Annotated in this window: 26 protein-coding genes; 9 read left to right on the top strand and 17 right to left on the bottom strand. The window is 45.1% G+C overall.

The features are described from left to right. Positions 1–107: 107 nt before the first annotated feature. A complete protein-coding gene (gene aspA / locus AB4180_RS01595; RefSeq protein ID WP_009844714.1) occupies positions 108–1559 on the bottom strand; it encodes an aspartate ammonia-lyase in 1452 nt (483 codons plus the stop codon). Positions 1560–1843: 284 nt separating this feature from the next. Between aspA and AB4180_RS01590 the strand changes: the two genes are divergently transcribed. After that, positions 1844–2368: an FxsA family protein gene (locus tag AB4180_RS01590; RefSeq protein ID WP_102250556.1), complete on the top strand. Its 525-nt coding sequence runs from the start codon at positions 1844–1846 to the stop codon at positions 2366–2368. A gap of 136 nt (positions 2369–2504) precedes the next feature. Here the strand turns inward: AB4180_RS01590 and trmL are convergent, their stop codons facing one another. The 4 genes from trmL to AB4180_RS01570 all read right to left on the bottom strand — a co-directional run bounded on the left by trmL (position 2505) and on the right by AB4180_RS01570 (position 5824). Further along, entirely contained in the window at positions 2505–2984 is a 480-nt protein-coding gene (trmL, locus tag AB4180_RS01585; protein ID WP_102250557.1) for a tRNA (uridine(34)/cytosine(34)/5-carboxymethylaminomethyluridine(34)-2'-O)-methyltransferase TrmL, read from the bottom strand. A 77-nt stretch (positions 2985–3061) separates the two neighbouring features. After that, positions 3062–3679, bottom strand: coding sequence for a superoxide dismutase (locus tag AB4180_RS01580; RefSeq protein ID WP_102250558.1), 618 nt, complete (start codon positions 3677–3679; stop codon positions 3062–3064). A 76-nt stretch (positions 3680–3755) separates the two neighbouring features. Next, positions 3756–5135, bottom strand: coding sequence for an envelope stress sensor histidine kinase CpxA (gene cpxA, locus AB4180_RS01575; RefSeq protein WP_017096534.1), 1380 nt, complete (start codon positions 5133–5135; stop codon positions 3756–3758). Beyond that, complete coding sequence (locus AB4180_RS01570) at positions 5135–5824, bottom strand: response regulator (RefSeq protein WP_009844719.1); 690 nt, start codon at positions 5822–5824, stop codon at positions 5135–5137. Before AB4180_RS01570 ends, cpxA begins: the two co-directional genes overlap by 1 nt. 179 nt (positions 5825–6003) lie before the next feature. On the opposite strand from AB4180_RS01570, the gene AB4180_RS01565 reads away from it, so the two are divergent. The 3 genes from AB4180_RS01565 (at position 6004) to pfkA (ending at position 8864) form a co-directional block, all read left to right on the top strand. Further along, positions 6004–6513 (top strand): CpxP family protein, encoded by a 510-nt coding sequence (locus AB4180_RS01565; RefSeq protein ID WP_102250559.1) that lies wholly within the window; start codon positions 6004–6006, stop codon positions 6511–6513. A 163-nt stretch (positions 6514–6676) separates the two neighbouring features. After that, positions 6677–7585, top strand: coding sequence for a CDF family cation-efflux transporter FieF (fieF, locus tag AB4180_RS01560; RefSeq protein ID WP_102250560.1), 909 nt, complete (start codon positions 6677–6679; stop codon positions 7583–7585). 316 nt (positions 7586–7901) lie between these two features. Beyond that, on the top strand, positions 7902–8864 hold the full coding sequence (pfkA, locus tag AB4180_RS01555; RefSeq protein WP_009848871.1) for a 6-phosphofructokinase: 963 nt from the start codon (positions 7902–7904) through the stop codon (positions 8862–8864). A gap of 150 nt (positions 8865–9014) precedes the next feature. On the opposite strand, the gene tpiA is transcribed toward pfkA, so the two are convergent. Next, a complete protein-coding gene (gene tpiA, locus AB4180_RS01550; protein WP_102250561.1) occupies positions 9015–9797 on the bottom strand; it encodes a triose-phosphate isomerase in 783 nt (260 codons plus the stop codon). A gap of 249 nt (positions 9798–10046) precedes the next feature. On the opposite strand from tpiA, the gene AB4180_RS01545 reads away from it, so the two are divergent. Both AB4180_RS01545 and AB4180_RS01540 read left to right on the top strand, forming a co-directional pair. Beyond that, positions 10047–10394 carry a 5-carboxymethyl-2-hydroxymuconate Delta-isomerase gene (locus AB4180_RS01545; protein WP_004729703.1) on the top strand — a complete coding sequence of 116 codons (348 nt, stop codon included), beginning with the start codon at positions 10047–10049 and terminating at the stop codon, positions 10392–10394. Between the two features lie 86 nt (positions 10395–10480). Further along, complete coding sequence (locus AB4180_RS01540) at positions 10481–10903, top strand: DUF805 domain-containing protein (RefSeq protein WP_009848873.1); 423 nt, start codon at positions 10481–10483, stop codon at positions 10901–10903. A gap of 77 nt (positions 10904–10980) precedes the next feature. Here AB4180_RS01540 and AB4180_RS01535 read toward each other — a convergent pair whose 3' ends face one another. The 3 genes from AB4180_RS01535 to glpX all read right to left on the bottom strand — a co-directional run bounded on the left by AB4180_RS01535 (position 10981) and on the right by glpX (position 13299). Then, a complete protein-coding gene (locus AB4180_RS01535) occupies positions 10981–11328 on the bottom strand; it encodes a DUF3135 domain-containing protein (protein ID WP_102250562.1) in 348 nt (115 codons plus the stop codon). A gap of 136 nt (positions 11329–11464) precedes the next feature. Then, on the bottom strand, positions 11465–12091 hold the full coding sequence (locus AB4180_RS01530) for a metalloregulator ArsR/SmtB family transcription factor (protein WP_102250563.1): 627 nt from the start codon (positions 12089–12091) through the stop codon (positions 11465–11467). Between the two features lie 200 nt (positions 12092–12291). Beyond that, on the bottom strand, positions 12292–13299 hold the full coding sequence (gene glpX / locus AB4180_RS01525) for a class II fructose-bisphosphatase (protein ID WP_009848876.1): 1008 nt from the start codon (positions 13297–13299) through the stop codon (positions 12292–12294). A 324-nt stretch (positions 13300–13623) separates the two neighbouring features. On the opposite strand from glpX, the gene zapB reads away from it, so the two are divergent. Then, complete coding sequence (gene zapB / locus AB4180_RS01520) at positions 13624–13866, top strand: cell division protein ZapB (RefSeq protein ID WP_009848877.1); 243 nt, start codon at positions 13624–13626, stop codon at positions 13864–13866. A gap of 109 nt (positions 13867–13975) precedes the next feature. Here zapB and rraA read toward each other — a convergent pair whose 3' ends face one another. The 7 genes from rraA to priA form a co-directional block, all read right to left on the bottom strand. After that, the gene (gene rraA / locus AB4180_RS01515; protein ID WP_009848878.1) at positions 13976–14494 is read right to left on the bottom strand and encodes a ribonuclease E activity regulator RraA; all 519 of its coding nucleotides are present in this window, start codon (positions 14492–14494) and stop codon (positions 13976–13978) included. A 73-nt stretch (positions 14495–14567) separates the two neighbouring features. Then, a complete protein-coding gene (locus AB4180_RS01510) occupies positions 14568–15485 on the bottom strand; it encodes a 1,4-dihydroxy-2-naphthoate polyprenyltransferase (protein WP_102250564.1) in 918 nt (305 codons plus the stop codon). Positions 15486–15640: 155 nt separating this feature from the next. Next, a complete protein-coding gene (gene hslU / locus AB4180_RS01505) occupies positions 15641–16981 on the bottom strand; it encodes an HslU--HslV peptidase ATPase subunit (RefSeq protein ID WP_009848880.1) in 1341 nt (446 codons plus the stop codon). Positions 16982–17039: 58 nt separating this feature from the next. Further along, a complete protein-coding gene (gene hslV, locus AB4180_RS01500; protein WP_004729692.1) occupies positions 17040–17588 on the bottom strand; it encodes an ATP-dependent protease subunit HslV in 549 nt (182 codons plus the stop codon). Between the two features lie 220 nt (positions 17589–17808). Further along, on the bottom strand, positions 17809–18348 hold the full coding sequence (locus AB4180_RS01495) for an SPOR domain-containing protein (RefSeq protein WP_009848881.1): 540 nt from the start codon (positions 18346–18348) through the stop codon (positions 17809–17811). Between the two features lie 122 nt (positions 18349–18470). Beyond that, complete coding sequence (gene cytR, locus AB4180_RS01490) at positions 18471–19475, bottom strand: DNA-binding transcriptional regulator CytR (RefSeq protein WP_009848882.1); 1005 nt, start codon at positions 19473–19475, stop codon at positions 18471–18473. Between the two features lie 240 nt (positions 19476–19715). Further along, the gene (gene priA / locus AB4180_RS01485; RefSeq protein WP_102250565.1) at positions 19716–21917 is read right to left on the bottom strand and encodes a primosomal protein N'; all 2202 of its coding nucleotides are present in this window, start codon (positions 21915–21917) and stop codon (positions 19716–19718) included. A 330-nt stretch (positions 21918–22247) separates the two neighbouring features. Between priA and rpmE the strand changes: the two genes are divergently transcribed. Beyond that, complete coding sequence (gene rpmE, locus AB4180_RS01480) at positions 22248–22466, top strand: 50S ribosomal protein L31 (RefSeq protein WP_009848884.1); 219 nt, start codon at positions 22248–22250, stop codon at positions 22464–22466. Positions 22467–22786: 320 nt separating this feature from the next. Continuing rightward, entirely contained in the window at positions 22787–24076 is a 1290-nt protein-coding gene (locus tag AB4180_RS01475; RefSeq protein ID WP_102250566.1) for a malic enzyme-like NAD(P)-binding protein, read from the top strand. A gap of 208 nt (positions 24077–24284) precedes the next feature. On the opposite strand, the gene metJ is transcribed toward AB4180_RS01475, so the two are convergent. Then, positions 24285–24605, bottom strand: a complete 321-nt coding sequence (gene metJ / locus AB4180_RS01470; protein WP_004729686.1) for a met regulon transcriptional regulator MetJ — start codon at positions 24603–24605, stop codon at positions 24285–24287. Positions 24606–24684: the final 79 nt, after the last annotated feature.

Below are 24684 nucleotides of genomic sequence, written 5' to 3'. Positions count from 1 at the left end.
AGATTCTATTTCGCAAAAGTGCAACCAATAGAAATCCACAAAATTAACATGGTTAACCGTATTGGAGCCTAAAAAAGGGCTCCCTTTGGAGCCCTTTTTCGCTAACGTTATTCGTAGCGTTTTGCTTTATACTGAGGATGCATCAAATTTTCAACAGAGAAAATGTCATCAAGTTCTTCTTCGGTTAATAACCCGCGCTCTAGAACCACATCACGAACACTTTTACCTGTTTCTGCACAGATCTTACCAACAACATCACCCTCGTGGTGGCCAATGTATGGGTTTAGGTAAGTGACGATACCGATAGAGTTAAATACGTGAGATTCACACACTTCTTTGTTCACAGTAATGCCGTCTACACACTTGTCGCGTAGGTTCACACATGCGTTTGTTAGAATGTCTAGAGACTCAAACATGCTTTGTGCGATAACAGGTTCCATTACGTTCAGTTGAAGCTGACCGCCTTCTGCAGCGAAAGAAACCGTGTTGTCGTTACCTAAAACTTTAAAGCAAACTTGGTTTACTACTTCAGGCACTACTGGGTTTACTTTAGCTGGCATGATTGAAGAGCCTGCTTGCAGTTCAGGTAGGTTTAGTTCGTTAAAGCCAGTGCGTGGGCCTGAAGAAAGAAGACGTAAGTCGTTACAAATCTTAGACAGTTTAACCGCTAGGCGCTTAAGTGCACCGTGCGTCATTACGTATGCGCCACAGTCAGATGTTGCTTCGATAAGATCTTCAGCCGCTACACACTCTAAGCCCGTTACTTCTGCTAGGTGTTTCACTGCTAGGCCTTGGTAACCCGGTGCTGCGTTCAGACCAGTACCGATAGCCGTTGCGCCTAGGTTAACTTCAAGAAGAAGCTTTGAAGTGTATTCTAGGTTTTTGATTTCTTCATTGATGGTTACAGCCCAAGCGTGGAACTCTTGGCCAACCGTCATAGGTACTGCATCTTGAAGTTGAGTACGACCCATCTTCAGGATTGTGTTGAATTCTTGGCTCTTAAGCTCGAATGCGCCTTTTAGGTATTCGATAGCGTCAATCAGTTTACGAACGCTGTTGTACACAGAGATACGGAAACCCGTAGGGTAAGCACAGTTTGTTGATTGGCTGCGGTTTACATGGTCATTCGGGTTGATGAACTCATATTGGCCTTTTTCTTTGCCCATAAGTTCAAGTGCCACGTTTGCCACAACTTCGTTAGCATTCATGTTTACAGAAGTACCAGCACCACCTTGGAATACATCCGATGGGAACTGATCCATGCACTTACCAGTGTCTAGAATGAGGTCACAAGCTTCGATGATGTATTTAGCTACTTCGCTTGGGATTACACCTAACTCTTTGTTTGCTAAAGCCGCTGCTTTCTTTGTCATCACCATACCGCGAACGAATTCAGGTACATCTGAGATCGTTACATTTGAGATGTTGAAGTTTTCAACTGCGCGTAGAGTGTGGATGCCGTAGTAAGCATCAGCCGGAACATGACGTTGACCTAGTAGATCTTCTTCGAGACGAGTAGCTTGAGGAGCTTCAACTTGAGCTTCTGATAGATTAGCCATAACAGGATCCTTAGAGAATTATTCTGATTATATAGTTAGTTATTAGCCTATTCTGTGTGCAAATACTCCGTTCGCTAGAATATTGGGCTGATAAATCCGTCCTGACTTATGTGGCACATGATACTGTACTTAGCGCATAAAAATATTAAGTTGATCACCTTTTTCGGTTTTGTTTCGTCAATATTTTGCAAAGTTATTCTCGGTCAATAAACACGCTTATTTACAGGATAAATTTGAGATTGATAGGGCTTTCAGCGTAAACTGGATGTAACAAAGGAGGGCGTGTGTTTCCTATCTTATTATTACTATTTATCTTCGTACCCATCATTGAGATTGGGCTATTTATTCAAGTTGGTGGCTTCTTAGGATTGTGGCCAACTATTGCGTTGGTTTTGATTACTGCATTTGTTGGTGCATCGCTTGTTCGTAGCCAAGGCATTCAAACACTTATGTCTGTGCAAGGTCGATTACACCAAGGCGAAATGCCAGCACAACAGATTCTTGAAGGCGTGATGCTTGCGGTTGCTGGTGTATTGCTGCTGACTCCTGGCTTTATGACGGACGCACTCGGTATGTTGGTATTGCTACCAGCACCAAGAGCGATGATTGCTAAGAAAATGATGGAAAAAATGGTGGTGACCAATATGTCTGGCGGTTTCCATGCGGGTGGACAGGCTGGTTTTGGTCAGAGTCCATTTGGACAAGACCCATTCAATCGCGATCCCTCTGACCAATCAAAAGACGGCAACACCTTTGAGGGTGAATTTGAGAAGAAAGACGATGACAACGATCGTAACCGCTTAAACTAATCCGTTTTTTCTCTTCTTTGTTTTTATCTCTTCTTTATATAGAGGGAAAAACAGAAAAGGCTCTTACCTTTATCCTTCGCAAGAAAGTGATAATGGTAAGAGCCTTTTTTATTGCTAGCAGGGGGGGAGCTTTCGGTTATACCGCGCCTTCAAAGCCCATTTGTCGCCACGCTTCGAATGCAATAATAGCAACCGCGTTAGATAGGTTGAGGCTACGCGCATCTGGCATCATTGGAATACGAATGCGTTGTTCCATTGGCATGCTTTCGATGAACTCTGCAGGCAGGCCACGTGTCTCAGGGCCAAACATCAACACATCACCTTGTTGGAATTTCGTATCCACGTGGTGACCTGTGGTCTTTGTCGTGCAAGCAAAGATGCGGAAGTCACCCTCGCGTTCATTCTCTAGATACTCAAGAAAGGCTTCTAGGTTCTTGTGACGCTTAACACGCGCTAGGTCGTGATAATCCAAGCCAGCACGACGAACTTTCTTCTCTTCAAAATCAAAGCCAAGCGGCTCAATCAGGTGCAGGTTTGCTCCGCAGTTAGCACATAGGCGGATGATGTTACCCGTATTGGGCGCAATTTCAGGTTCGTATAGAGCGATATCAAACATGTTGGTTCACAAGAATAATCAAAGATAGCCAGAGTATACGGTGGCAAGCTGAGTGAGTACAGTTCACCACCATTGGCTTACGCTTTATTCGTGAGTGCTTGTGCGTAGTTTTCAGAAACCGCATTCCAATTCACCACGTTCCACCATGCGTTGATGTAATCAGGGCGACGGTTTTGGTAGCTGATGTAGTAGGCGTGTTCCCAGACATCCAGTGCAAGAATCGGCTCACCGTTGCTGGCGATGGTATCCATCCACGGGTTGTCTTGGTTTGAGGTCGAGATGATTTTCAGTTGTCCTTCTTCTACTACCAACCAAGCAAAGCCTGAACCGAAGGTATTGATTGCAGCTTGAGCGAACTGATCTTGGAACGTCTCGAAATCTCCGAAAGTACTTTGGATCGCGTCGCCAAGTTTACCTGCCGGTTCACCCCCGCCATCTTGAGCCATGCAGTTCCAATATAAAATATGGTTGTAGTAACCGCCGCCATTGTTGCGAACGGCAGGGCTGTGCTGAGAGATGTTAGCGAAGATCTCGGTCAGAGATTGCAGCTCAAGTTCACTGCCAGAAATCGCCGCAACAAACTTATCGTAGTAGGTTCTATGGTGCTTGCTGTAATGCACTTCCATCGTCTTAGCGTCAATGTAAGGTTCTAGGGCGTCGTAGGCGTAGGGTAGAGCAGGAAAAGAGTGTGACATGGTAAATCCTCCTTAATTAGAGGACTTACCATAGTGATAATAGAAATCATTATCAACTGTGATCTTTGTAGGGGTATTACACTGGCAGGATAGGCAGGGTGATTTTAAGTTGTAATCCGCCGAGCTGGCTACGGCTTGCAGTGATGGTTCCGCTGTGTTGACGAATCGCACTCTCTGTAATGGTTAGGCCAAGCCCTGTGCCGCCGGAATTACGATCTCGAGCGGTAGAAACGCGGTAGAAAGGCCTAAAGATTGAATCCAGTTCGTCATCAGGCACACCATCGCCATTATCATTGACGCAAATCGTTAGCCGATCTTGGACAACATCGAATTGCACATCGACTTGGTCTTTACCGTAGTAGATAGCATTGCGCGTAATATTGTCCAAGGCACTCATCAGTAGCTTAGGGTTACCCGAAATAGAACGCTCTGGGATCTCCGAAAACGTCAGTAATTTACCCATCTGTTCAGCTTCAAATTCTGCATCTTTTAAGATCTCTTCCCATAAGCTCGAAATAGGTTGAACCTCACGAGTAATGTGGCTGTCGACCTGCATGCGTGATAGCGTCAGTAGTTCACTGATCATTTGCTCTAATCGCTGAGCTTCCATATCGATACGTTCTAACTCTTGGCTCTCACCTTGTTTACGAATCGCCAGTGCATTCGCCATGCGTAGGCGGGTCAATGGCGATCGTAGCTCGTGTGAGATATCAGAAAGTAGGCGTTGTTGCCCCGAAATCATCTGATTAACCGCTTCGACCATCTGGTTAAAGCTCTCACCCGCTTGTCTGAATTCTGAGGTGCCTTTTTCGAGTGTGGGATCGACCTCAAACTGACCTTTCGCCACACGTTGCGCTGCGCGTTCAAGTCTACGAGCAGGTTGGCTCAATGCCCAAGCTAACCATAATAGCAGTGGGGTACTTGCTAGCATTACCGCAAGCAAGAGCTGTAAAGGTCTATCAAATAAGCGCAGCAAAAATGGAGGAGGTTGATTCCACTTTACTCCGGCGTACATCAACAGTTCTTCACCTGCGAGTGTAATCGGCACTGGCCCTGCTACCATGTAATGTCCGTATAACTTTTGCTTGGGTAATTCAGGGTTATCTATCGAGGTAACAAAATTACGAATCGCTTTAAGTTTGTAATTTGAGTGTCTTTTCGATGTAAGGACTGCGCCTTCAAGGTCGGTTAGGTAAATACGAGCACGAGAATCCTTGCGGCTACGCGGTGCCTCAAGTTGGAACACTATTTTTCCCAGGTTAGATTCTTTGGCGTAGCGCTTTTCTGTGAATTTAGCGATACGTTCGAGTTTATCGAGATGATCGGCAGGCACATCGCGCGCCACTCGCGGGTCTAAATGGGGAAGTGACAGTACCGACAAAAGCACCAGTAACATGGTGAACCAAAAGATAGCAAAGATACGTCCATATAAGCTGGTGATTTTAGGGATACGCATTAATCTTCCTCTACCAATAAGTAACCACGGCCTCGTAAGGTTTTGATGCGAGATTTACCGTCACTGCGTTCTGGAATTTTTTTACGCAGGTTGGATATGTGCATGTCTATCGCACGGTCAAATGCTGCAAGCCTTTTACCCAGAACATCCAAACTCAACGCTTCCTTGGTGATCACTTGCCCTGGGTTCTGGATTAGGTGACTCAGCAAAGCGAACTCGGTGGTGGTAAGATCGATAAGCTGGCCATTACAATAAGCTTCTTGTTTACCTGGAAATACTTCAATGTCTTGATATTGAATCTTATCACTGGCTGCTTTAGGAGCGGTGTTGATCTGCGTTCTACGTAAGATGGCACGAATACGAGCGAGCAGCTCTCGGTCACTGAAAGGCTTTGGCAAGTAATCATCTGCGCCAAGCTCAAGGCCAATAACACGGTCGATCTCTTCACCTTTAGCTGTCAGCATCAGTACTGGCGTTTCCCAATTTTCTCTTAGTTTTTTTAGCGTTTCCATACCGTTAAGGCGCGGCATCATCACGTCCAAAAGAATCAAATCTATCTCATCATTGATAGCTTCCAACCCCGCATAGCCGTCGTTGGCTTCGGAAACAGTGAATCCCTCAAAGCTCAGTATGTCTTTAAGTAAGCCGGTTAGCTCGGTGTCGTCATCAATAAGAAGAATGTTCGCCATTGGGAAGCCTTAATCAGTTGTTTATAGGTTAATAATACTGCTAATTATTCGTCAACTTTCACTCTTTACGATTCTTTACGCTTTCTAAACGTCGCTTTACGAGGGGAAGACTAATCTATATCTAAGCGCTGAAAACAAACGCAACACATGACAGATTATACCGAATTGAGGCAAAAATTATGAAAATGACTAAGAAACTTGTACTAGTAGCTGCGGCACTTCCACTTATGTTAGGTACAGCAAGCGCGTTCGCATATGGCGGTGGCGATAAAGGTGACCACAAAGGCATGCACGGCAAGTGTGGCGGCTTTGACAAAAAAGTGATGCGTCAACTGGATCTGACGGATGATCAAAAAGCAGAGCTAAAAGAGATACGTGAAGCGAACCGTGCTGAGATGAAAGCAAAACATTCAGGTAATAAAGCGGACAAGATGGCGCAGATGAAAGCGCACCACGAGAAAGTTCAAGATTTAGTTCTAGCCGATGCCTTTGATGAAGCGGCGGCAAACGACCTAGCAAGCCAAATGGTAGAGAAGCAAACAGAGCGTCGTTTAACCATGCTGAAGAAGCAACATCAAATGATGAGCGTACTAACACCTGAACAGAAGACTCAACTGAAAGAAATCCAGCAAGATCGCATGGCTAAATGTGCGGACAAAATGGAAAAACGCATGAACAAAGATAAGTAATTCATGGTTTGAAAAAGCTAGATTGATTGAAAGTGTTTAAAAAGAAGCGGCCTAGTGCCGCTTTTTTTGATCTTTAAAATGAATGTATTAGATCCTAGCTGTCATATTCAATCGGTGTTTTGCGGGTTATACTTTGTGCTATCAGTCACTTTATAGCCAATTTATGAAACAAGAATACGCACGTTTAGTTACGCTCGCCGCTTGGGCAGCCACCATCATTGCCTCCATATTATTGGTTGTGAAGGTTGCGGCGTGGTGGATGACAGGCTCAGTCAGTTTATTAGCTTCTGTTGTTGACTCACTGTTGGATATCGCCGCTTCTGTCGTCAACCTTGTGGTGGTTCGTTACTCTCTGCAGCCAGCTGATAAAGAACATACCTTTGGTCATGGCAAGGCCGAATCTCTTGCTGCATTAGCACAAGCGATGTTTATTTCTGGTTCGGCTTGTTTCCTTATTCTTAACGGTATTGAACGTTTCTTCCGACCGCATGAACTGAACTCTCCTGAAATTGGTATCTACGTCAGCTTGTTCGCAATGGTCATGACCTTCGGTTTGGTTCGATTCCAAAAGCATGTTGTGAGCAAAACGGGTAGCCAAGCAATTGCGGCTGACTCACTGCATTATCAATCTGACCTCTATATGAATGCGGCGATTATGCTGGCGCTAGCACTGAGCTGGTTTGGTATCGGTCAAGCAGACTCGGTATTCGCGATTGGTATCGGCATCTACATTCTTTACAGTGCTTACCAAATGGCGATGGAAGCGGTGCAATCTCTACTTGATCACAAGCTACCCGATGAAGAGCTCAAGCAAATTAAAGAGGCATCGTTGAGTGTGGAAGGGGTACTGGGTGTACATCAACTAAGAACGCGCCGTTCTGGGCCTGTTCGTTTCATTCAATTGCATTTAGAACTCGAAGATAATATCCCACTGATTGAAGCACACCGCATTTCTGACGAAGTAGAGGACAAGCTTATTTCAGTGTTCCCTGGTGCTGATGTATTAATTCATCAAGATCCATATTCGGTCGTATTTGGCCCAGAGAAGCAGCAGAAATTTCACTCATGGTAATGCGTCTAAAAATTAGGCAGCAAATGGCAAGTGAATGGCTTTTGAACTAAAGTGAGTAAAAATTGCTAACTCAAAGGTGATACAAAAATCACCTTAGTAACAATTAATGTTGATTCTGATGTGAATCAACAAAGTTATTGAGTAAAACTGTAATACTCTTACAGAAGTAGAAATGTTACATAATTTTACGTGATTTAAGTGCTATTCCTGTTGAGGAAATGTAACATAACGTACAAATATAGATTTAAAATCTTGTTGATATACAATCAGCAAGAACAAGAATTGAATAATAGATTCCCAAAAATCGAGGGTGAGCATGATTAAGAAGATCGGTGTTTTGACCAGTGGTGGTGACGCTCCAGGCATGAACGCAGCAGTTCGCGGTGTAGTTCGTACTGCGCTATCAGTTGGCATTGAAGTTTACGGCATTTACGACGGCTACCAAGGCCTTGTGGAAGACCGTATCGAAAAGCTTGACCGTTCAAGCGTATCTGACGTGATCAACCGTGGTGGTACTTTCTTAGGTTCTGCACGTTTCCCTGAGTTCAAAGACGTGGCTGTTCGTGAGAAAGGCATCGAGAACCTTAAGAAGCACGGTATCGAAGCACTTGTTGTTATCGGTGGTGACGGTTCTTACATGGGTGCTAAGAAACTGACTGAGATGGGTTACCCATGTATCGGTCTTCCAGGCACAATCGATAATGATATCGCGGGTACTGATTACACTATCGGTTACCTAACTGCGCTTAACACTGTTATCGATTCAATCGACCGTCTACGTGATACGTCTTCTTCTCACCAACGTATTTCTATTGTTGAAATCATGGGCCGTCACTGTGGTGACCTTACGCTTATGTCAGCAATCGCGGGTGGTTGTGAGTACATCATTACACCTGAGACTGGCCTAGATAAAGATCAGCTAATCAGCAATATCCAAGATGGTATTGCGAAAGGCAAGAAGCACGCAATTATCGCTCTAACTGAACTAATGATGGACGCGAACGAATTGGCTAAAGAGATTGAAACGGCAACAGGTCGTGAGACTCGCGCAACCGTTCTTGGTCACATTCAACGTGGTGGTCGTCCTACTGCATTTGACCGTGTACTGGCTTCTCGTATGGGCAACTACGCTGTTCACCTTCTTCAAGAAGGTCAAGGTGGTCGTTGTGTTGGTATCGAGAAAGAAGCTCTTGTTCACCACGATATCATCGACTGTATCGAGAACATGCAGAACCCAGACCGTTCTGAGTTGTTCCGCGTTGCAGAAGAGTTATTCTAAGCCAAGCTTAGCGTTCGCTTAAAAAATATTAAAAACCGCTGATTGTTCAGCGGTTTTTTTGTGCCTGTCGTTTGAGTTTTTACAAACGGCAGGCACAAAAAAGGCCAACCTAAGTTGACCTTTCATCTAATCTAAACGGTGAAGTTTAAATTAAGCTTTTGCTTCAGCTGCTGCTTCAGCTGCTGCTTTAGCGATAGCTGCGAAGCTTTTCGCGTCAAGTGCTGCGCCGCCAACTAGAGCACCATCGATGTCTGGTTGTGCGAAGTAAGCTGCTGCGTTTTCTGGCTTAACAGAACCGCCGTATTGGATAACAACTTTCTTAGCAACGTCTTCAGATTTCTCTGCGATGTGTGCACGGATTTGAGCGTGGATGCGTTGTGCATCTTCAGCTGTAGCTGCTTTACCAGTACCGATAGCCCAGATTGGTTCGTAAGCGATGATAGCGCCTTCAAGAGCTTCAACACCTTGAGTGTTGATAACAGCGTCAAGTTGACGAGCACATACAGCAACAGTTTCGCCTGCTTCGTTTTGTGCTTCAGATTCACCGATACAAAGAACTGGAGTTAGGCCGTTCTCTTTTAGGAATGCGAATTTCTTAGCAACGAATTCGTCAGACTCAGCGTGGTATTCACGACGCTCAGAGTGACCGATGATGATGTGAGATGCGCCGAACTCTTTAAGCATTGCTGGAGACATGTCGCCAGTGAATGCACCGCTGTTGTTTAGGTCAGAGTTTTGAGCACCTAGGATGATAGCGCTGCCCGCTTCAGTAAGCGTACGCTCAGCAAGATCAACGAAAAGTGCTGGTGGAGCAACTGCTACGTCTACGCCTGTTACGCCTTCAAGTTCAGCGTTAAGACCGTTTAGTAGATCAACAACCATTTCTTTGCTGCCGTTTAGTTTCCAGTTACCCATAACTACAGGATGACGCATAGGAATATCTCCAAAGTATTTAAATAAATCGAATGTAAAAAAGTAAACTTTATTACGAAATAATATAACAGAATAATATCAACAGATCATGACTGTGGTCATGACTTTCTTGGATCTTACTCAATGGTCAGAGTAGATTTTGAGCAAATATCAGTGATCCGGCAGACAGAATAATAGCTAACTTCTCGGATTTTTCATCGTTAGTTGCTATTAAGGGACAAACGATTGCGTTAACAATAGGAAGTAATAATGCCGAATCTAGTTCTAGAGTACTCAAATTCAGTGGATGAGCGAGTGAATATCCAAGGTTTACTGGAAGACCTTCATCAAGTTACATTAAACTGTGGTTTGTTTGATGTACCTTCTGTGAAGTCTCGTTCACTACGCTGTCATAACTGGTTGGTCGGTGATGAAGAGGACAATGTAGATTTTGTTCATATTAGCTTCGAGTTACTTTCTGGACGTACTGAAGAACAGAAAAGAGAATTGTCGCGTTTGTTAATGCAAACCTTACAAGAACAGGCAAGCCATATCCGTAGCCTAACGGTCAACATACGGGATATGGATAAAAGTTGCTTTCAGAAAGTGATTAACTAGCTAAAAATAATCAACTAACTAAAAGTGATTCACTAACTATTTGCTGCTAACTTTTTGGTAGCGTATTAATTTTTGAGTGTTTTAAGATGTCGATGAAAGATTTACTGCTCTCTTTCAAAGGGAGAATTGGTCGTAAGACTTACTGGATTTGGAATATTTTCTACTACATAGCGATTACTGGTTTTGCTTCTGGTATCTCTGTGTTGTTCCCTGCTTACTCTTACATCCTACTGCCAGTATTCCTATTGCTGCTAGTGATCCCAGATCTTGCGGTCACCGCTAAGCGCTGGCACGACCGCAATAAGTCGAATTACTGGTTACTACTAAATGTGCCCCTAGTACTGGGTCGTTTGGCTTCGCCAATGGCTGCGACGACCACTGAGCCGGTATCGCCAATCCATATGGTTGCGACCGTTGCAGCGTTAGTGTGTGGCTTATGGATTCTGATTGAGTGTGGTTTGTTGAAAGGCACAGAAGGCCGTAATGATTACGGTGAAGATCCAGTTTAAAGATTGGATGATTCATCAGTAAAAAGGGAGCATTGCGCTCCCTTTTTTCTTTTTGATACTTTTCTACTTTTCTACTTTTAGTACATTTTGGGTTCAGTATTCGGCCTGAAAGGCACGACATTTTCAGGTTTAGGTTCTTCAAAACTACAGCGACCTTCGAGTGCCTCTTGGAATTTACAGACCTGACAGCGGAGCTCTTGCATGAGCACGACATTAACATGATGTGGGTTTTTACAGCGACCGACCACCAAATCGATGTGACTTTGCTGAGCGCGTAGCCTGTCTTGCATAGTTTCTGAGGCCGAACAAATCATCTGTTCGCACATCTCATGTTTGAATTGATTGAATGCTTTCGGATCGCTTTTGGCGAGTTGGACCAGTTCATCAAAGGGGGGCAGTTTTTGATTTGGCTGTGGCTGTGCCATGATTCCTTCCTTAGCATTAAGCGTGTTTCATATGCTTTAAGCTTAAGAAATAAATTTGTACAAATTTTAATCTATTCTCATTTTCTCAATATTGAGACGGAATCGGTGGGTTGGGACTAGCCCTTAGCGCTTGGTATTACGATAAAGGCGTGGGCGTTAAGGTGTAAGTACAGCGTCTCTCGCCGGAAATAATGTGTTCAGTGCGGCTTACATGACACTCATTTTTGAGCAGTTCAGTGAAAACATTGAGCTCAGATTGGCATAGGCTAGGGCAACGAGTTGCTGCTTTGCAGATGGGGCAGTGGTTCTCAATTAAGATGTAGTGCTCATCATGCTCTTGAAGTTCAGCCATGTAGCCTTCGTCTTCACGAAGCTGTGTGAGTTTTTCAAGCTTACTCATGAGCGAATCACAGCCAGACAGTGCAGATTGATACTGCTTCAGAGTATGTTGTTCTCGCTCGGCAGCAACCTTAGCCAACCCCTCTTTACCGAATAGATTTTCTACGGCATCAATTACTTGAATAGTGAGTTCACCGTGTCGGTCTGAAAACTGGCTATGGCCTTGTTGAGTCAGGGACCAGTGGCGAGTCGGGCGACCCACTTTTACTTTCACATCATGAAACGCAAGAATACCGTCATCTTCCAGGCTTTGCAGATGTTGCCTTGCACCCATTGTCGTCATGCCAAACTCTTCTGACAGTTGTTTCGCGGTTACCGCGCCTTGACGCTTAATGGTCTGTAAGATTTTGTCGCTTGTTTTCATACTATCCCTACCTCATCAACCTTACTATTATGAGGCAAGGTGTTTATAAAGCAAACCATTTACTATATTGATGGGGATTTACTATATAGACAGCGTTTTACTCTAGCGACAGCAAATGGTGAGATTCTGGTGCACTAATAAAACAAAAGGCTGATACTTGGTATCAGCCTTGGAACGTTTCTGTTAGAGCTAGTTTAGGTCTACAGGATGTGACCGATTACTTCTGGGTCTTTACGCTCTAGGTAGTGGATAGATTTGATGCGGCGAATCGTACGACAGCGACCACGGATAAGCAGAGTTTCTGTGGTTGCGATATTGCCTGTGCGAGTGATGCCCTCTAGAAGATCACCCTTAGTAATACCTGTTGCCGAGAATACAACATTATCGCTGCGTGCCATGTCTTCCATTTTCAAGACGATGCCCGCCGTTACGCCCATTTCTGCACAACGCTCTAGTTCAAGCTCACCGTGCTTGCGGTTCTCTTCTGTATCGCCTTTTACTTCATGACGAGGAAGAAGACGAGCGTGCATGTCACCGTCGAGTGCGCGAATAACCGCAGCCGAAACGACACCTTCAGGCGCGCCGCCGATGCAGTACATTACGTCTACTTCGCTGTCTGGCATACACGTTAGGATAGAAGCAGCAACATCACCATCTGGCACTGCGAATACACGAACGCCCATCGCCTGCATGTCAGCAATCACTTGATCATGACGTGGTTTAGCCAGTGTGGTTACTACTAGTGTATCGAGTGTTTTACCTAGTGCTTTAGCGATGTTTTCTAGGTTTTCTGTTAGTGGCAGCTCTAGGTCAATTACGCCTTTAGCGCCAGGGCCAACAACCAATTTTTCCATGTACATGTCAGGTGCTTTAAGGAAGCTGCCTTTTTCGCCCGCAGCCAATACCGCCAATGCATTTGATTGACCCATAGCTGTCATGCGAGTCCCTTCAATTGGGTCTACGGCGATATCGACAGCATCGCCGCCCACACCGACGTTTTCACCGATATATAGCATAGGTGCATCATCGATTTCACCTTCGCCGATAACAATCTCACCGCTAATTTCGGTTTTGTTTAGTAGGCTACGCATTACTTCTACAGCAGCGCCATCTGCAGCGTTTTTATCGCCACGACCAAGCCACTTGTAACCAGCTAGTGCTGCACCTTCTGTGACACGAGAGAATGACATTGCTAAATCGCGTTTCATGCGGACTCCAAAATTATCAAAGGGGGAATAGAAATTTCGCGGCGAATTTTACCATATCCCCAAGGAAACGTTTGCTTTTTTGTTTTTTGGAGATTGCTCTCGATCAATTCGCAGTGGAAAACAGTTATTATTCATCAAAATAATCGGTTTGCCCTTGTGGCGGTAATCACTCACGTCAATATTCGGTAAAAAGCGCTGTTTTTTTCATCGAATGGCGCAAAATATCGAATATATTGAGTGTTTATCCTTGCTCTGCTGAGTAGAATGGGGAAATAAGTGGAGTGAACCTTCACCATCAAACGGATAACTTAAAGGTAGGCCAGAATGTCTTTTGAAGTACTAGAGCAGCTAGAAGCAAAAATTCAAACAGCAGTAGATACAATTGCACTTCTTCAAATGGAAGTGGAAGAGCTTAAAGAAGAGAAACAAGCACTAGCAACAGAAGCTGGTGAGCTTAAAGCAAGCCGTCACGAGCTAGAGCAAAAAACTCAGCAAATGCAGGAAGAGCATTCAGCATGGCAAGATCGCATCCGTAACCTTCTTGGTAAAATGGATGACGTAGAGTAATCGACTCTTCAGATTTAAAAAAACGCCCGCTACTCAGTAGCGGGCGTTTTCGTTTGTATTCTTATGCTTTGTGTTCTATGGCTTGTTTTATTATTTGAAGCTGAGTGAGTTACTCGGCCTCTTCTTCTTCAACATCCAGATCGAGTTCTACATCCAAAGGCTCTGCCGAAAGAATAATGCCAGTGTTGTCTGCATAGAGGTAATCTTCCGGTAAGAAGGTCACGCTGCCAAAGTTCACAGGTACATCCAATTCGCCGACACCTTCTTGGCTTGCACCCACAGGAATAGAGGCTAAAGCCTGAATACCAAGATTCATGTCTTCTAGCTCATCGACTTCGCGTACGCAGCCGTAAACCACAATACCTTCCCACTCATTGTCTTCAGCAAGTAGGGCAATCTCAGCATCGATCAGCGCTTTACGCAGTGAGCCGCCACCATCGATTAACAACACACGTCCCAAACCATCTTGTTCTAATACGGAGCGAATTAAAGCATTGTCTTCAAAACACTTTAATGTCGTGATCTGTCCTGCGAAGGATGCACGTCCACCGAAGTTGCTGAACATTGGCTCCACGACATCAACTTGATCCAAATATATGTCGCACAGTGCTGAAGTGTTGTATTCCATTAGTATACCTTTTGAACAATGAGCTTACTTTGAGTATATCGGTGCTTGATCCCTTTGCAATGATTAGTCTCATTTAACTCAATAGAGTTTGAGCTACGACAACCCCTGCAAACAATAGGTTAGTGACCAGTGAACATTTCACTATCACGGGCATCATTGGTGCAATCTGTGCTGGCTTTTCGGTTTCCCAAACGGCCTTACCGTGCTTATAAACAATAATAATGCTCAGTAAAAACGGCAGGCTGATCCAGACCGGTTTTTCTTGAATCAGTAGGTAGATAGCGAAAGAGGCAAGGGCGAGCCCAAGCAGTGCAAAATGATAGTGTTTGGCTTTGCGCTGCCCTAGGCGAACCGCCATGGTGCGTTTGCCACATTCGCTGTCGTTTTCGATATCACGCATGTTGTTGATATTGAGTACCGCAACCGCCATCAAGCCGCAGCCCAATGCCGGAAGGAATAGGCTTGGTTCAACATGGCCAGTGTGTAAGAAATAAGTCCCTGAAACGCCTAACAAACCGAAGAAGATAAATACCGATAAGTCGCCAAGGCCAATATAACCATAAGGTTTATTGCCGACGGTGTAAGCGATGGCTGCAACAATGGCTAATACGCCTAACGCAATGAAAGATAAGATACTCTCAATCGAGGTTAAGGCATGAAAGATAAGAATCAGCCCAGCGAGCATGGTAAATATGATGTTGAGGATGATCGCTTGCTTCATGGTTTTCGCGGTCACCGCGCCAGATTGCATTGCACGTGTTGGCCCTAGACGGTTTTCGTTGTCTGTGCCTTTTACCGCGTCGCCATAGTCATTGGCTAAGTTCGACAGAATCTGTAATAGAGTGGCGGTTAAAAATGCCAGCAGGGCTATTGATAAAGAAAAATGACCACCAGCGAACGCTAAACTACTTCCTGTAAGAATAGAGACAAGTGCGAGAGGCAGAGTTTTTGGGCGTGCGGCATCAAGCCAAATCAGTAGAGATTGTTTCATCGTAGGTCTAATTCTTTGTAAGTCTTCGTTTCATACTGTGATTTGAGTATACGCCCATTTTTCGGGTAATAAAAAGCCCACTCGAAAGTGGGCCTTGAATTCGCTTATTAGCTGCTATTTCTTTGAGATAGAGCAATAAGTTGGAGTTTCCTGTGCTACAGGATGAAGCGACTTAGGTCTTCGTCTTCTACGAGCTCGCCAAGCTTAGATATTACATAAGCTTCATCAATTACTAATTTGCTGCCTGCTCGGTCTGTTGCGTCGAATGAAATCTCATCCATTAGGCGTTCCATTACCGTGTGTAGACGACGCGCACCGATGTTTTCAGTGGTTTCGTTGACACGCCATGCTGCGTCAGCAATCTGGTTGATGCCATCTTCAGTAAACTCAATGCCGACATCTTCTGTTTTCATCAGAGCAATGTACTGCTCTGTCAATGATGCTTTTGGCTCAGTCAGAATACGCTTGAAGTCATGTGCAGAAAGCGCTTCAAGTTCAACACGGATTGGTAGACGACCTTGCAGTTCAGGGATTAGGTCTGATGGCTTAGCCACTTGGAATGCACCTGATGTGATAAACAAAATGTGGTCAGTTTTAACCATACCGTGCTTAGTCGATACTGTACTGCCTTCGATAAGAGGAAGCAGGTCACGCTGAACGCCTTCACGAGATACGTCTGGGCCTGAGCTGTCGCCACGCTTACAGATTTTGTCGATCTCATCGATGAATACGATGCCGTTGTTTTCAGCATTGAAGATCGCGCTCTCTTTTAGCTCTTCTTGGTTCACAAGCTTCGCAGCTTCTTCTTCCGTTAGTGCTTTGAATGCGTCTTTGATTTTCATCTTACGCTTTTTCTTGGTGTCGCCAGCGAGATTTTGGAACATGCCTTGTAGCTGGTTAGTCATCTCTTCCATGCCTGGAGGTGACATGATTTCAACACCCATTTGTGGCGCCGCTACATCAACTTCAATCTCTTTGTCGTCTAGCTTACCTTCACGCAGTTTCTTGCGGAAAATCTGGCGAGTGTTTGAAGAGGTTGTGTCTTCAGTTGATTGCTCGTTCTGACCCCAAGCATCACGCGCTGGTGGTAGAAGGGCATCAAGAATACGTTCTTCAGCTTGTTCTTCAGCGCGGTATTGTACTTTTTCCATCGCTTGTTGATGTGTCATCTTAATCGCAACGTCCGTTAGATCACGGATGATGGTTTCAACTTCTTTACCTACGTAGCCCACTTCAGTGAACTTAGTCGCTTCTACCTTGATGAAAGGCGCGTTTGCTAGTTTCGCAAGACGGCGAGCAATTTCAGTTTTACCGACACCGGTTGGGCCGATCATCAGGATGTTTTTTGGTGATACTTCAACACGCAGACTTTCTTCAAGCTGCATACGACGCCAGCGGTTACGAAGGGCGATAGCCACTGAGCGCTTAGCGTTGTCTTGGCCGATAATGTGGCGATTGAGTTCGTGAACAATTTCGCGAGGAGTCATCTCAGACATGGTTTTTCCTTAATTCTTTAATCACTGTTGAATACAACGTTATTGATGGAAGCGGTCGTTACTCTGGCTTTGGCAGTTCAACGGTGCTTTCTAGTTCTTCAATAGTGTGGTGATGGTTGGTGAATACACAGATATCGCCCGCAATGTTCAGCGACTTTTCTGCGATTTCACGCGCATCTAAATCTGTATTTTCTAATAGTGCAGTGGCTGCTGCTTGAGCGAAGTTACCGCCCGAACCGATCGCAATCAGGTCGTTTTCTGGTTGAACGACGTCACCGTTACCTGTGATGATCAATGAAGCAGTTTCATCCGCTACTGCTAGCAGTGCTTCTAATTTACGTAGAGCACGGTCGCTACGCCAATCCTTCGCCAGCTCAACGGCAGCTTTGGTTAGGTGGCCTTGGTGCATTTGCAGCTTGCTTTCAAATTTTTCGAATAGCGTGAAAGCATCTGCCGTACCGCCAGCAAAACCGGCCAGTACTTTGTTGTTGTATAGGCGACGTACTTTACGGGCATTGCCCTTCATTACGGTGTTGCCTAGAGATACTTGTCCATCACCCGCGATGACGACTTTATTATTACGACGTACAGATACAATGGTAGTCACGAGTAGGGCCTCTTAATATTTCTTATCTTTGGGTATAAAAAGTATATGAGGATGGTGCTCGGATAATTCAAGGAAGGTCGAGTGATGTCGCGCAACTTATCGGCGGAAGTTGTAAGGAAATTTGGCTAAAGGGTGTAGATAAAAGAAAACCTCCACAATGGGAGGCTTTCGGTGTTTGGTTTTTCTGCTTCTGCTTCTGCTTCTGCGGCTAAATCTATAACTACTCGGTGTCTTTCCAAATAGCACAAGGTTCGATTTTCGCTCGCTGTAGTTTATGGCGATCTCGCTCTGCATCACGCTTCAATTTATATGGCCCTAGAACCACACGGTACCAGCTACTTCCATCCTTTTTACGGATTGAACTCGAGATACCTTGGAAAGCAATATCCAACTTACGTGCTTCAGCTTGGCTTGAGGTTTTGTACGCGCCACATTGCATTATGTAAGGGATCTTCGAGATCTGTTGCTCTTTGGCTTTTACTTCAATCTCACGACTTGGCAAGGTTTCAACGTAATCCCACTTCTCCTCTGGAGGTGGCGGAATTACTTTTGCTGGTTTCGGCTTAGGCTTTGGTTTGGTTACCACTGGAGTCGGTGCTGGCGGCTCAGGATCATTACTCAATAGGTAAAGGCCGTAACCAAAACCACCGGCAAGGAGGATCGCCAAAAGACCACTACGCCATGGTTTACGGCGAGGGGCTTGTTTCTTGGTCGGTTTTTTTGTGCCACGACCGCGCTTTACATAATCTCTATTAGCCACAAGACAATTCAATAGTTGCTGATTCTGCTCTCATGGTAATCCAGATTGAGCGAGGATAACAGTGCAGAAATGGAAGCGGCACATCAAAATGTGCCGCAGAATTATAAGGATATTTCTTCAGATTAGATTCGAGGCGGCGCTGTACTACCTCGAACGACTAATTTGGCTTCAAGCAGACGCGACCCCGCTTGTACATCGTTGCCTTTAAGTACGTCGAGCATCATCAACATTGCTTGGCGTCCAATCTCATAACGAGGCTGAGAAATAGTGGTTAGCGGTGGATCGCAGTATTGAGCGAATTGGATGTCATCAAAGCCGACAATCGATAGGTCTTGAGGAACGCGTAAGCCTAATTTTTTCGCTTCTTGAATCGCGCCGATGGCCATCGCATCGTTATGACAGAAGATCGCTGTAGGTTGTTCAGGAAGAGCGAGTAATTGACGAACTGCTTGAGCGCCCGCTTCAAAGGTAAAGTCACCGACAGTGCTGTAGGCAGGATTCATTGATACCCCTGCACGACGTAGCGCTTGTTGGTAGCCTTGTTGTCGGAATTTACACAGGGTTGCCGATATGGGCCCTGAGATTTGAGCAATACGTTTATGGCCTAACTGAGCTAGGTAATTCACCGCTTCAAATGCTGAGGTCAGGTTATCGATGTGTACGGTAGGGAGTTCAAGCTCAGGGGCAAACTCACACGCCATCACCATCGGCGGTAAATTTTTTTGTTCAGGCTTACTGACATCAAACGGGTGGTCGGTGCCAAGTAGTAGCATGCCGTCAGCTTGTTTGGTGAATACTAAGTTAACAAATGAAGACTCACGCTTCTTCTGTTGGCCGCTATCACCCAGTAAAACGAGGTAGTCATTTTCTACTGCGGCATCTTCGATACCACGAATGATCTCTGCGAAATACGGGTCACAGATATCAGGAACAATAGTGATGATGGTTTTTGATTCGTTGCGACGTAAGTTTCTAGCTAATGTATTGGGTGAGTATCCAGCTTCAAGTACTGCTGTCTCAACTCGCTTACGAGTAGAAACCGAGACTTTTTCAGGGTTCATCAATGCACGTGATACCGTAGCTGTTGAAACGCCTGCTAGCTGGGCAACATCCTTCATTGTCGCCATAAATTAAACCCTCTTTTTAATTCCTTTGCTGCCTAAGTATCTAAGGCATGAATAATAAATGTAATCGAATAGATATTGTGAAAGTGTTGCTAACACTTTTTTTATTGCAATATTTTATTCGTTTCACCCATGTAAAGTTACGGCTAGATTAACAAAAATCACATGACTAGTGTGAAGTTGCTCACGAGAAATATGAAATATTTGTGAACAAACTTATCATTAGTTTTAACCCAAGTGGGTTTAGCTCAGATCTTGCGGCTCAATATCGAGTGACCAACGGACTTTTTTCGCAGCGGGTAACATATTGATTACTGGCTTGGCGCTCATTAATAGCTTTTGCATCAACGAGCGAGTCTGTGTTTGTAAAATAAGCTGCCAGCGAGATTTACCTGCTCGTTTGGCTAGTGGTGCAGGGGTTGGCCCTAGCACCATACAATATTGGTCAAATAACGGATGCGATTCCAATGTGTGGCGCACTTGACGCAAAAATTCTTCCACTAAGCGAGTGTCATTAGCTTCCGCTCTAAACAGAGTCATGAAGGTATAAGGCGGCAACATCGCTTGTTTACGCTCTGCCAATGCAGTCTGAGCAAAGTGGTTGTAGTTTTTGTGCAGTAATGCCTGTAATAAGCCGTGTTCTGGATGGTGAGTTTGTAAGATAACTTCCCCCGGCTTACTGGCTCGTCCTGCTCGACCGGCGACTTGAGTAAACAATTGAGCCAGTCTTTCAGAGGCGCGGAAGTCACTACTATATAAAGAGGCATCAACGTCCAATAACGCCACAAGTGTCACGTCAGGGAAGTGGTGCCCTTTGGCAAGCATCTGTGTCCCGATCAATATTTGGTATTCACCCTTACGAATCGATTCTAACGCGCTTTCGAGGCTGCCCTTACGACGGGTGCTATCGCGGTCAATACGAATGGTTTTGTATTCAGGGAACAGTTGACCAAGTTGCGTTTCAAGTTGTTCAGTGCCGACACCCACCGTCACTAAGTTAGCCGAACCACAGCCTTGGCAATTGTGCACGATATGCTGCTGCGAGCCACAATGGTGGCAGCGCATTTCATTGCTGTATTGGTGATAGGTGTAGTAAGCATCGCAGCGTTTACATTCAGCTGTCCAACCACAGTCGTGACACATCAATGCTGGGGAGAACCCACGGCGATTGAGAAACAGCATCACTTGGTTGCCCGCTTTTAAGTGTCTTTGCATTTCTGCAATTAACGATGCAGATAAGCCACTTTCCAGATATTCCCCTTTCACATCCAACACTTTATTGGTGGTCGGCAGTGCGACACCAGCGCGAGAGGTGAGGGTAAGGTAGCTGTATTTACCGATCTGAGCGTTGTGCAGCGTTTCAAAGGCCGGAGTCGCCGAGCCTAACACAACCGGAATCTGCGCTTTATGGGCACGCATGATGGCAACATCACGAGCGTGGTAGCGCAGGCTATCTTGCTGCTTATAAGAGGCGTCGTGCTCTTCATCGACAATGATAATGCCCAGATCCGCGAACGGTGTGAACAGAGCTGAACGAGTACCGATCACAATGCCCGCTATTTTATCACGCGCCGATAACCAAGCATTCAGTCGCTCAGAATCGTTTAAACCAGAATGGATAACCTCAACTGGAACATTAAAGCGTCGCTTAAAGCGGTTAATCGTTTGAGGGGTTAGACCGATCTCGGGCACTAACACTAACGATTGTTTACCTTGGTCGAGAATCGGCTTGATCATATTCAGGTAGACTTCGGTCTTACCTGAGCCAGTTACACCCTCTAGCAAGAAGCAACCAAAGTCGGTTTGACTATTTACTGTCGCTATTGCTATAGCCTGTTCTTCATTGAGCTTAGGTTTGTCTTGGTCGTTTTCAAGATCAACCGGCCACGGCTGACATTTTGGCTTTTTCTCTACCGATTCAATCCAGCCTTTCTCTTCCAACGTCTTAAGTACCGCGCTGCCCACTTCTTCATCAATGAATTCTTGATGGGGAACTGGGCCGTGCTCAAGCATGTGCATTACTTTGGCTTGTTTGACGGCACGGCCAAAGCCCTGCATCAGTTGATCTCTACCTGACGGGGTCAGTTGCCATTCAACAAGCGTCGCGAAATCGGCCGCTTTGCCCTTTCGTAAGGCGCTTGGTAGTGCGTTGGCCAAGGTTTCACCTAGTGGATACTGATAGAACTGGCTGCACCATACCAAGAGTGAGTAGACCGATTCCGGCCAAACGGGTTGGTTGTCTAGTAAGGCTTTAATGGGCTTGAGTTTGTCTAACTCGAATTCAGATTCGTTAACCAGAGCCGTAACAATGCCTGTTAAGGTTTGTCGTCCAAAAGGCACAGAGACTCGACCGCCAATAATCGGAAATAGGTGGCTAGGAATCTTGTAATCGAACTGCTTGTCGAGTGGAACAGGCAGTGCCACACGGGCAATCATTGGACGCATAAAGGGACGGCTTTATCTGAGTTGACGAGAGCGAACAGTCTAATGGATAAGGGCGTTAAATTCGAGGAGCAGTTTAGATGACAGAGCTTACTTGAGGCTTGAATGCTACTGGAGCCAGAAAATAACGCTTAATAGAAGGTTTAAGGACGGTGTTGGTGAAAAATGTATCAAATCAGTTGATCCTACCTCACAGATTCATTACTATACTGCGCCTTAAAGGTATGGCTTTATCGCGGTTTAGTGATACAGCGGTGTCTTTATTTATTTTTTAACTACGTGTGGTGTCCGGCTTAGAATCGGATGGCGACGCGGCCTAATTGAGGTTTTCCCATGAAAGTTGGTATCCACCCAGAATACAAAGCAGTTTCTGCAACTTGTTCTTGCGGCAACACATTTGAGTTCAACTCAACGCTAGCAAAAGAATCAATCCACCTAGACGTATGTGACAAATGTCACCCGTTTTACACTGGTAAGCAACGTATCGTAGATACAGGCGGCCGTGTTGATCGCTTCAACAAGCGTTTCGGTGCTCTTTCTAGCAAGAAGTAATTCTCGCTATTTAGACATAAAAAGGACACTTCGGTGTCCTTTTTTGTTGCCTGAAATTTGAAAAAATACTGAATTGTATTTCATTATTAGATCTAGGTTACTGGCGTAAATTTTATTTCATCACTTACCCCAACACTCCTTCCTCGAAATTCGCTCTAAAGTTGAGCAGGCGACAGTAATTTCAACTGCCCACTGGTCTTATTAGTAGTGAAATCTCGTTTTTTAATGATACAGATGCTTCAACCACCTAGGAACTTTGAAGTACATCCATTAACATGAACAAGATCCCCCAAATAATAATATCCTAGGAACCTACACCTATGTCTGAAGACAGCCGCCAAGATCAATCCCCTCAAGAATTATCGCCTCAAGAACAATTCCGTCAGCAAGCTCTTGATTATCATGAGTTCCCAATTCCAGGCAAAATTGCCGTAGAACTGACGAAGCCTGCAAACTCTGCAGAAGACCTAGCACTGGCATACAGCCCTGGCGTAGCTGAGCCTGTTCGCGAGATCGCACAGAATGTCGATAACGTTTATAAGTACACAGGTAAAGGCAACATGGTTGCAGTTATCTCTAACGGCACTGCAATTCTTGGCTTAGGTAACCTTGGTCCTATTGCTTCTAAACCAGTTATGGAAGGTAAAGCGCTACTGTTTAAGCGTTTTGCTGGTTTAGATTCTATCGATATTGAAGTAAAACACCGCACAATCGATGAGTTCGTTGATACGGTTGCGAATATCGCAGATACATTTGGTGGTATTAACCTAGAAGACATCAAAGCACCAGACTGTTTTGAAATCGAGCGTCGCCTGATTGAGCGTTGTGATGTACCTGTTTTCCATGATGATCAACACGGTACTGCGATTGTAACGGCAGCGGGTATGCTTAACGCGATCGAGCTTCAAGGTAAGAAACTGGAAGAGTGTAAGATCGTTTGTTTAGGTGCTGGCGCAGCAGCGGTCGCTTGTATGGAGCTACTGATTAAGTGTGGCGCTCAGCGTGAGAAGATCTACATGCTTGACCGTAAAGGTGTGATCCACACTCGTCGTGATGACTTGAATGAATACAAAGAGCTGTTCGCAAATAACACCGACAAGCGCACGCTTGAAGATGTTATCGAAGGCGCTGACCTGTTCTTGGGTGTATCGGGTCCTAATCTGCTACCAGCTAAGGCACTTACGCTGATGGCTGATAAGCCTGTTGTGTTTGCATGTTCAAACCCAGATCCAGAGATCAAGCCTGAGCTTGCACATGAAGTTCGTTCTGACCTAATCATGGGTACTGGCCGTAGTGATTACCCTAACCAAGTAAACAACGTACTTTGTTTCCCATTCATTTTCCGTGGTGCACTAGACGTGCGTGCGAGCGAAATCAATGACGAAATGAAGCTAGCGGCGGTTAAAGCGATTCGTGAACTAGCAAAAGAAGAAGTTCCAGCTGAAGTACTGGCAGCTGCGGGCGAGACTGCACTGGAGTTCGGTAAGGGTTACATCATTCCTAAGCCAATGGACCCGCGTCTGCTTCCTCGCGTTGCAAAAGCAGTTGCTGAAGCGGCTGTTGAGTCTGGCGTTGCTCGAATTGAGATTCCTGCTAACTATATGGCTTAATGGCTTAATGGCTTAATAGCTTAATAGCTTAATAGCTTAATAGCTGTTGCTCTATTGAGCGAAAAAGAATAATAAAAAACCGACTCATAGGAGTCGGTTTTTTTTATGTCTATCATTCACAGCGCAGCTACAGATAACGTAGTGGGTGATGTGACAAATAGGGTTCAGCTATAGCGAATCAATAATGAAGGCGGTGACTGAGTTGTTTTTATTCTTCGTCAAACGCTTCGAACTCGATGCCCATCTCTGTCATCAGTTTTTTGACTTCAGTCGGGATGTCGTCTGGACGATCTTTACGAAGGTCTTCATCCGTTGGCAGTGGTTGGCCTGTGTACGCATGTAGAAAGGCTTCGCACAGTAGCTCACTGTTTGTTGCATGGCGTAGGTTATTGATCTGGCGGCGAGTGCGCTCGTCAGTAAGAACCTTTAACACTTTTAGAGGGATAGAAACTGTAATTTTCTTTACTTGTTCGCTTTTCTTTCCATGCTCAGCATATGGGCTTATGTATTCACCATTCCAGTCGGCCATTGCGTACCTTCATCACTTTAGTTGTTAGAATAAATTAATAGTGCTGATTTTAGCGGGATTTACTGCCATAAGCAAAGAC

It is taken from the genome of Vibrio sp. 10N.286.49.C3, from assembly GCF_041469545.1.
In the GTDB taxonomy this organism is placed as follows: domain Bacteria; phylum Pseudomonadota; class Gammaproteobacteria; order Enterobacterales; family Vibrionaceae; genus Vibrio; species Vibrio tasmaniensis_A.
The sequence above is the reverse complement of the archived record's forward strand: the minus strand, read 5'-3'. Positions and strand labels throughout refer to the sequence as shown.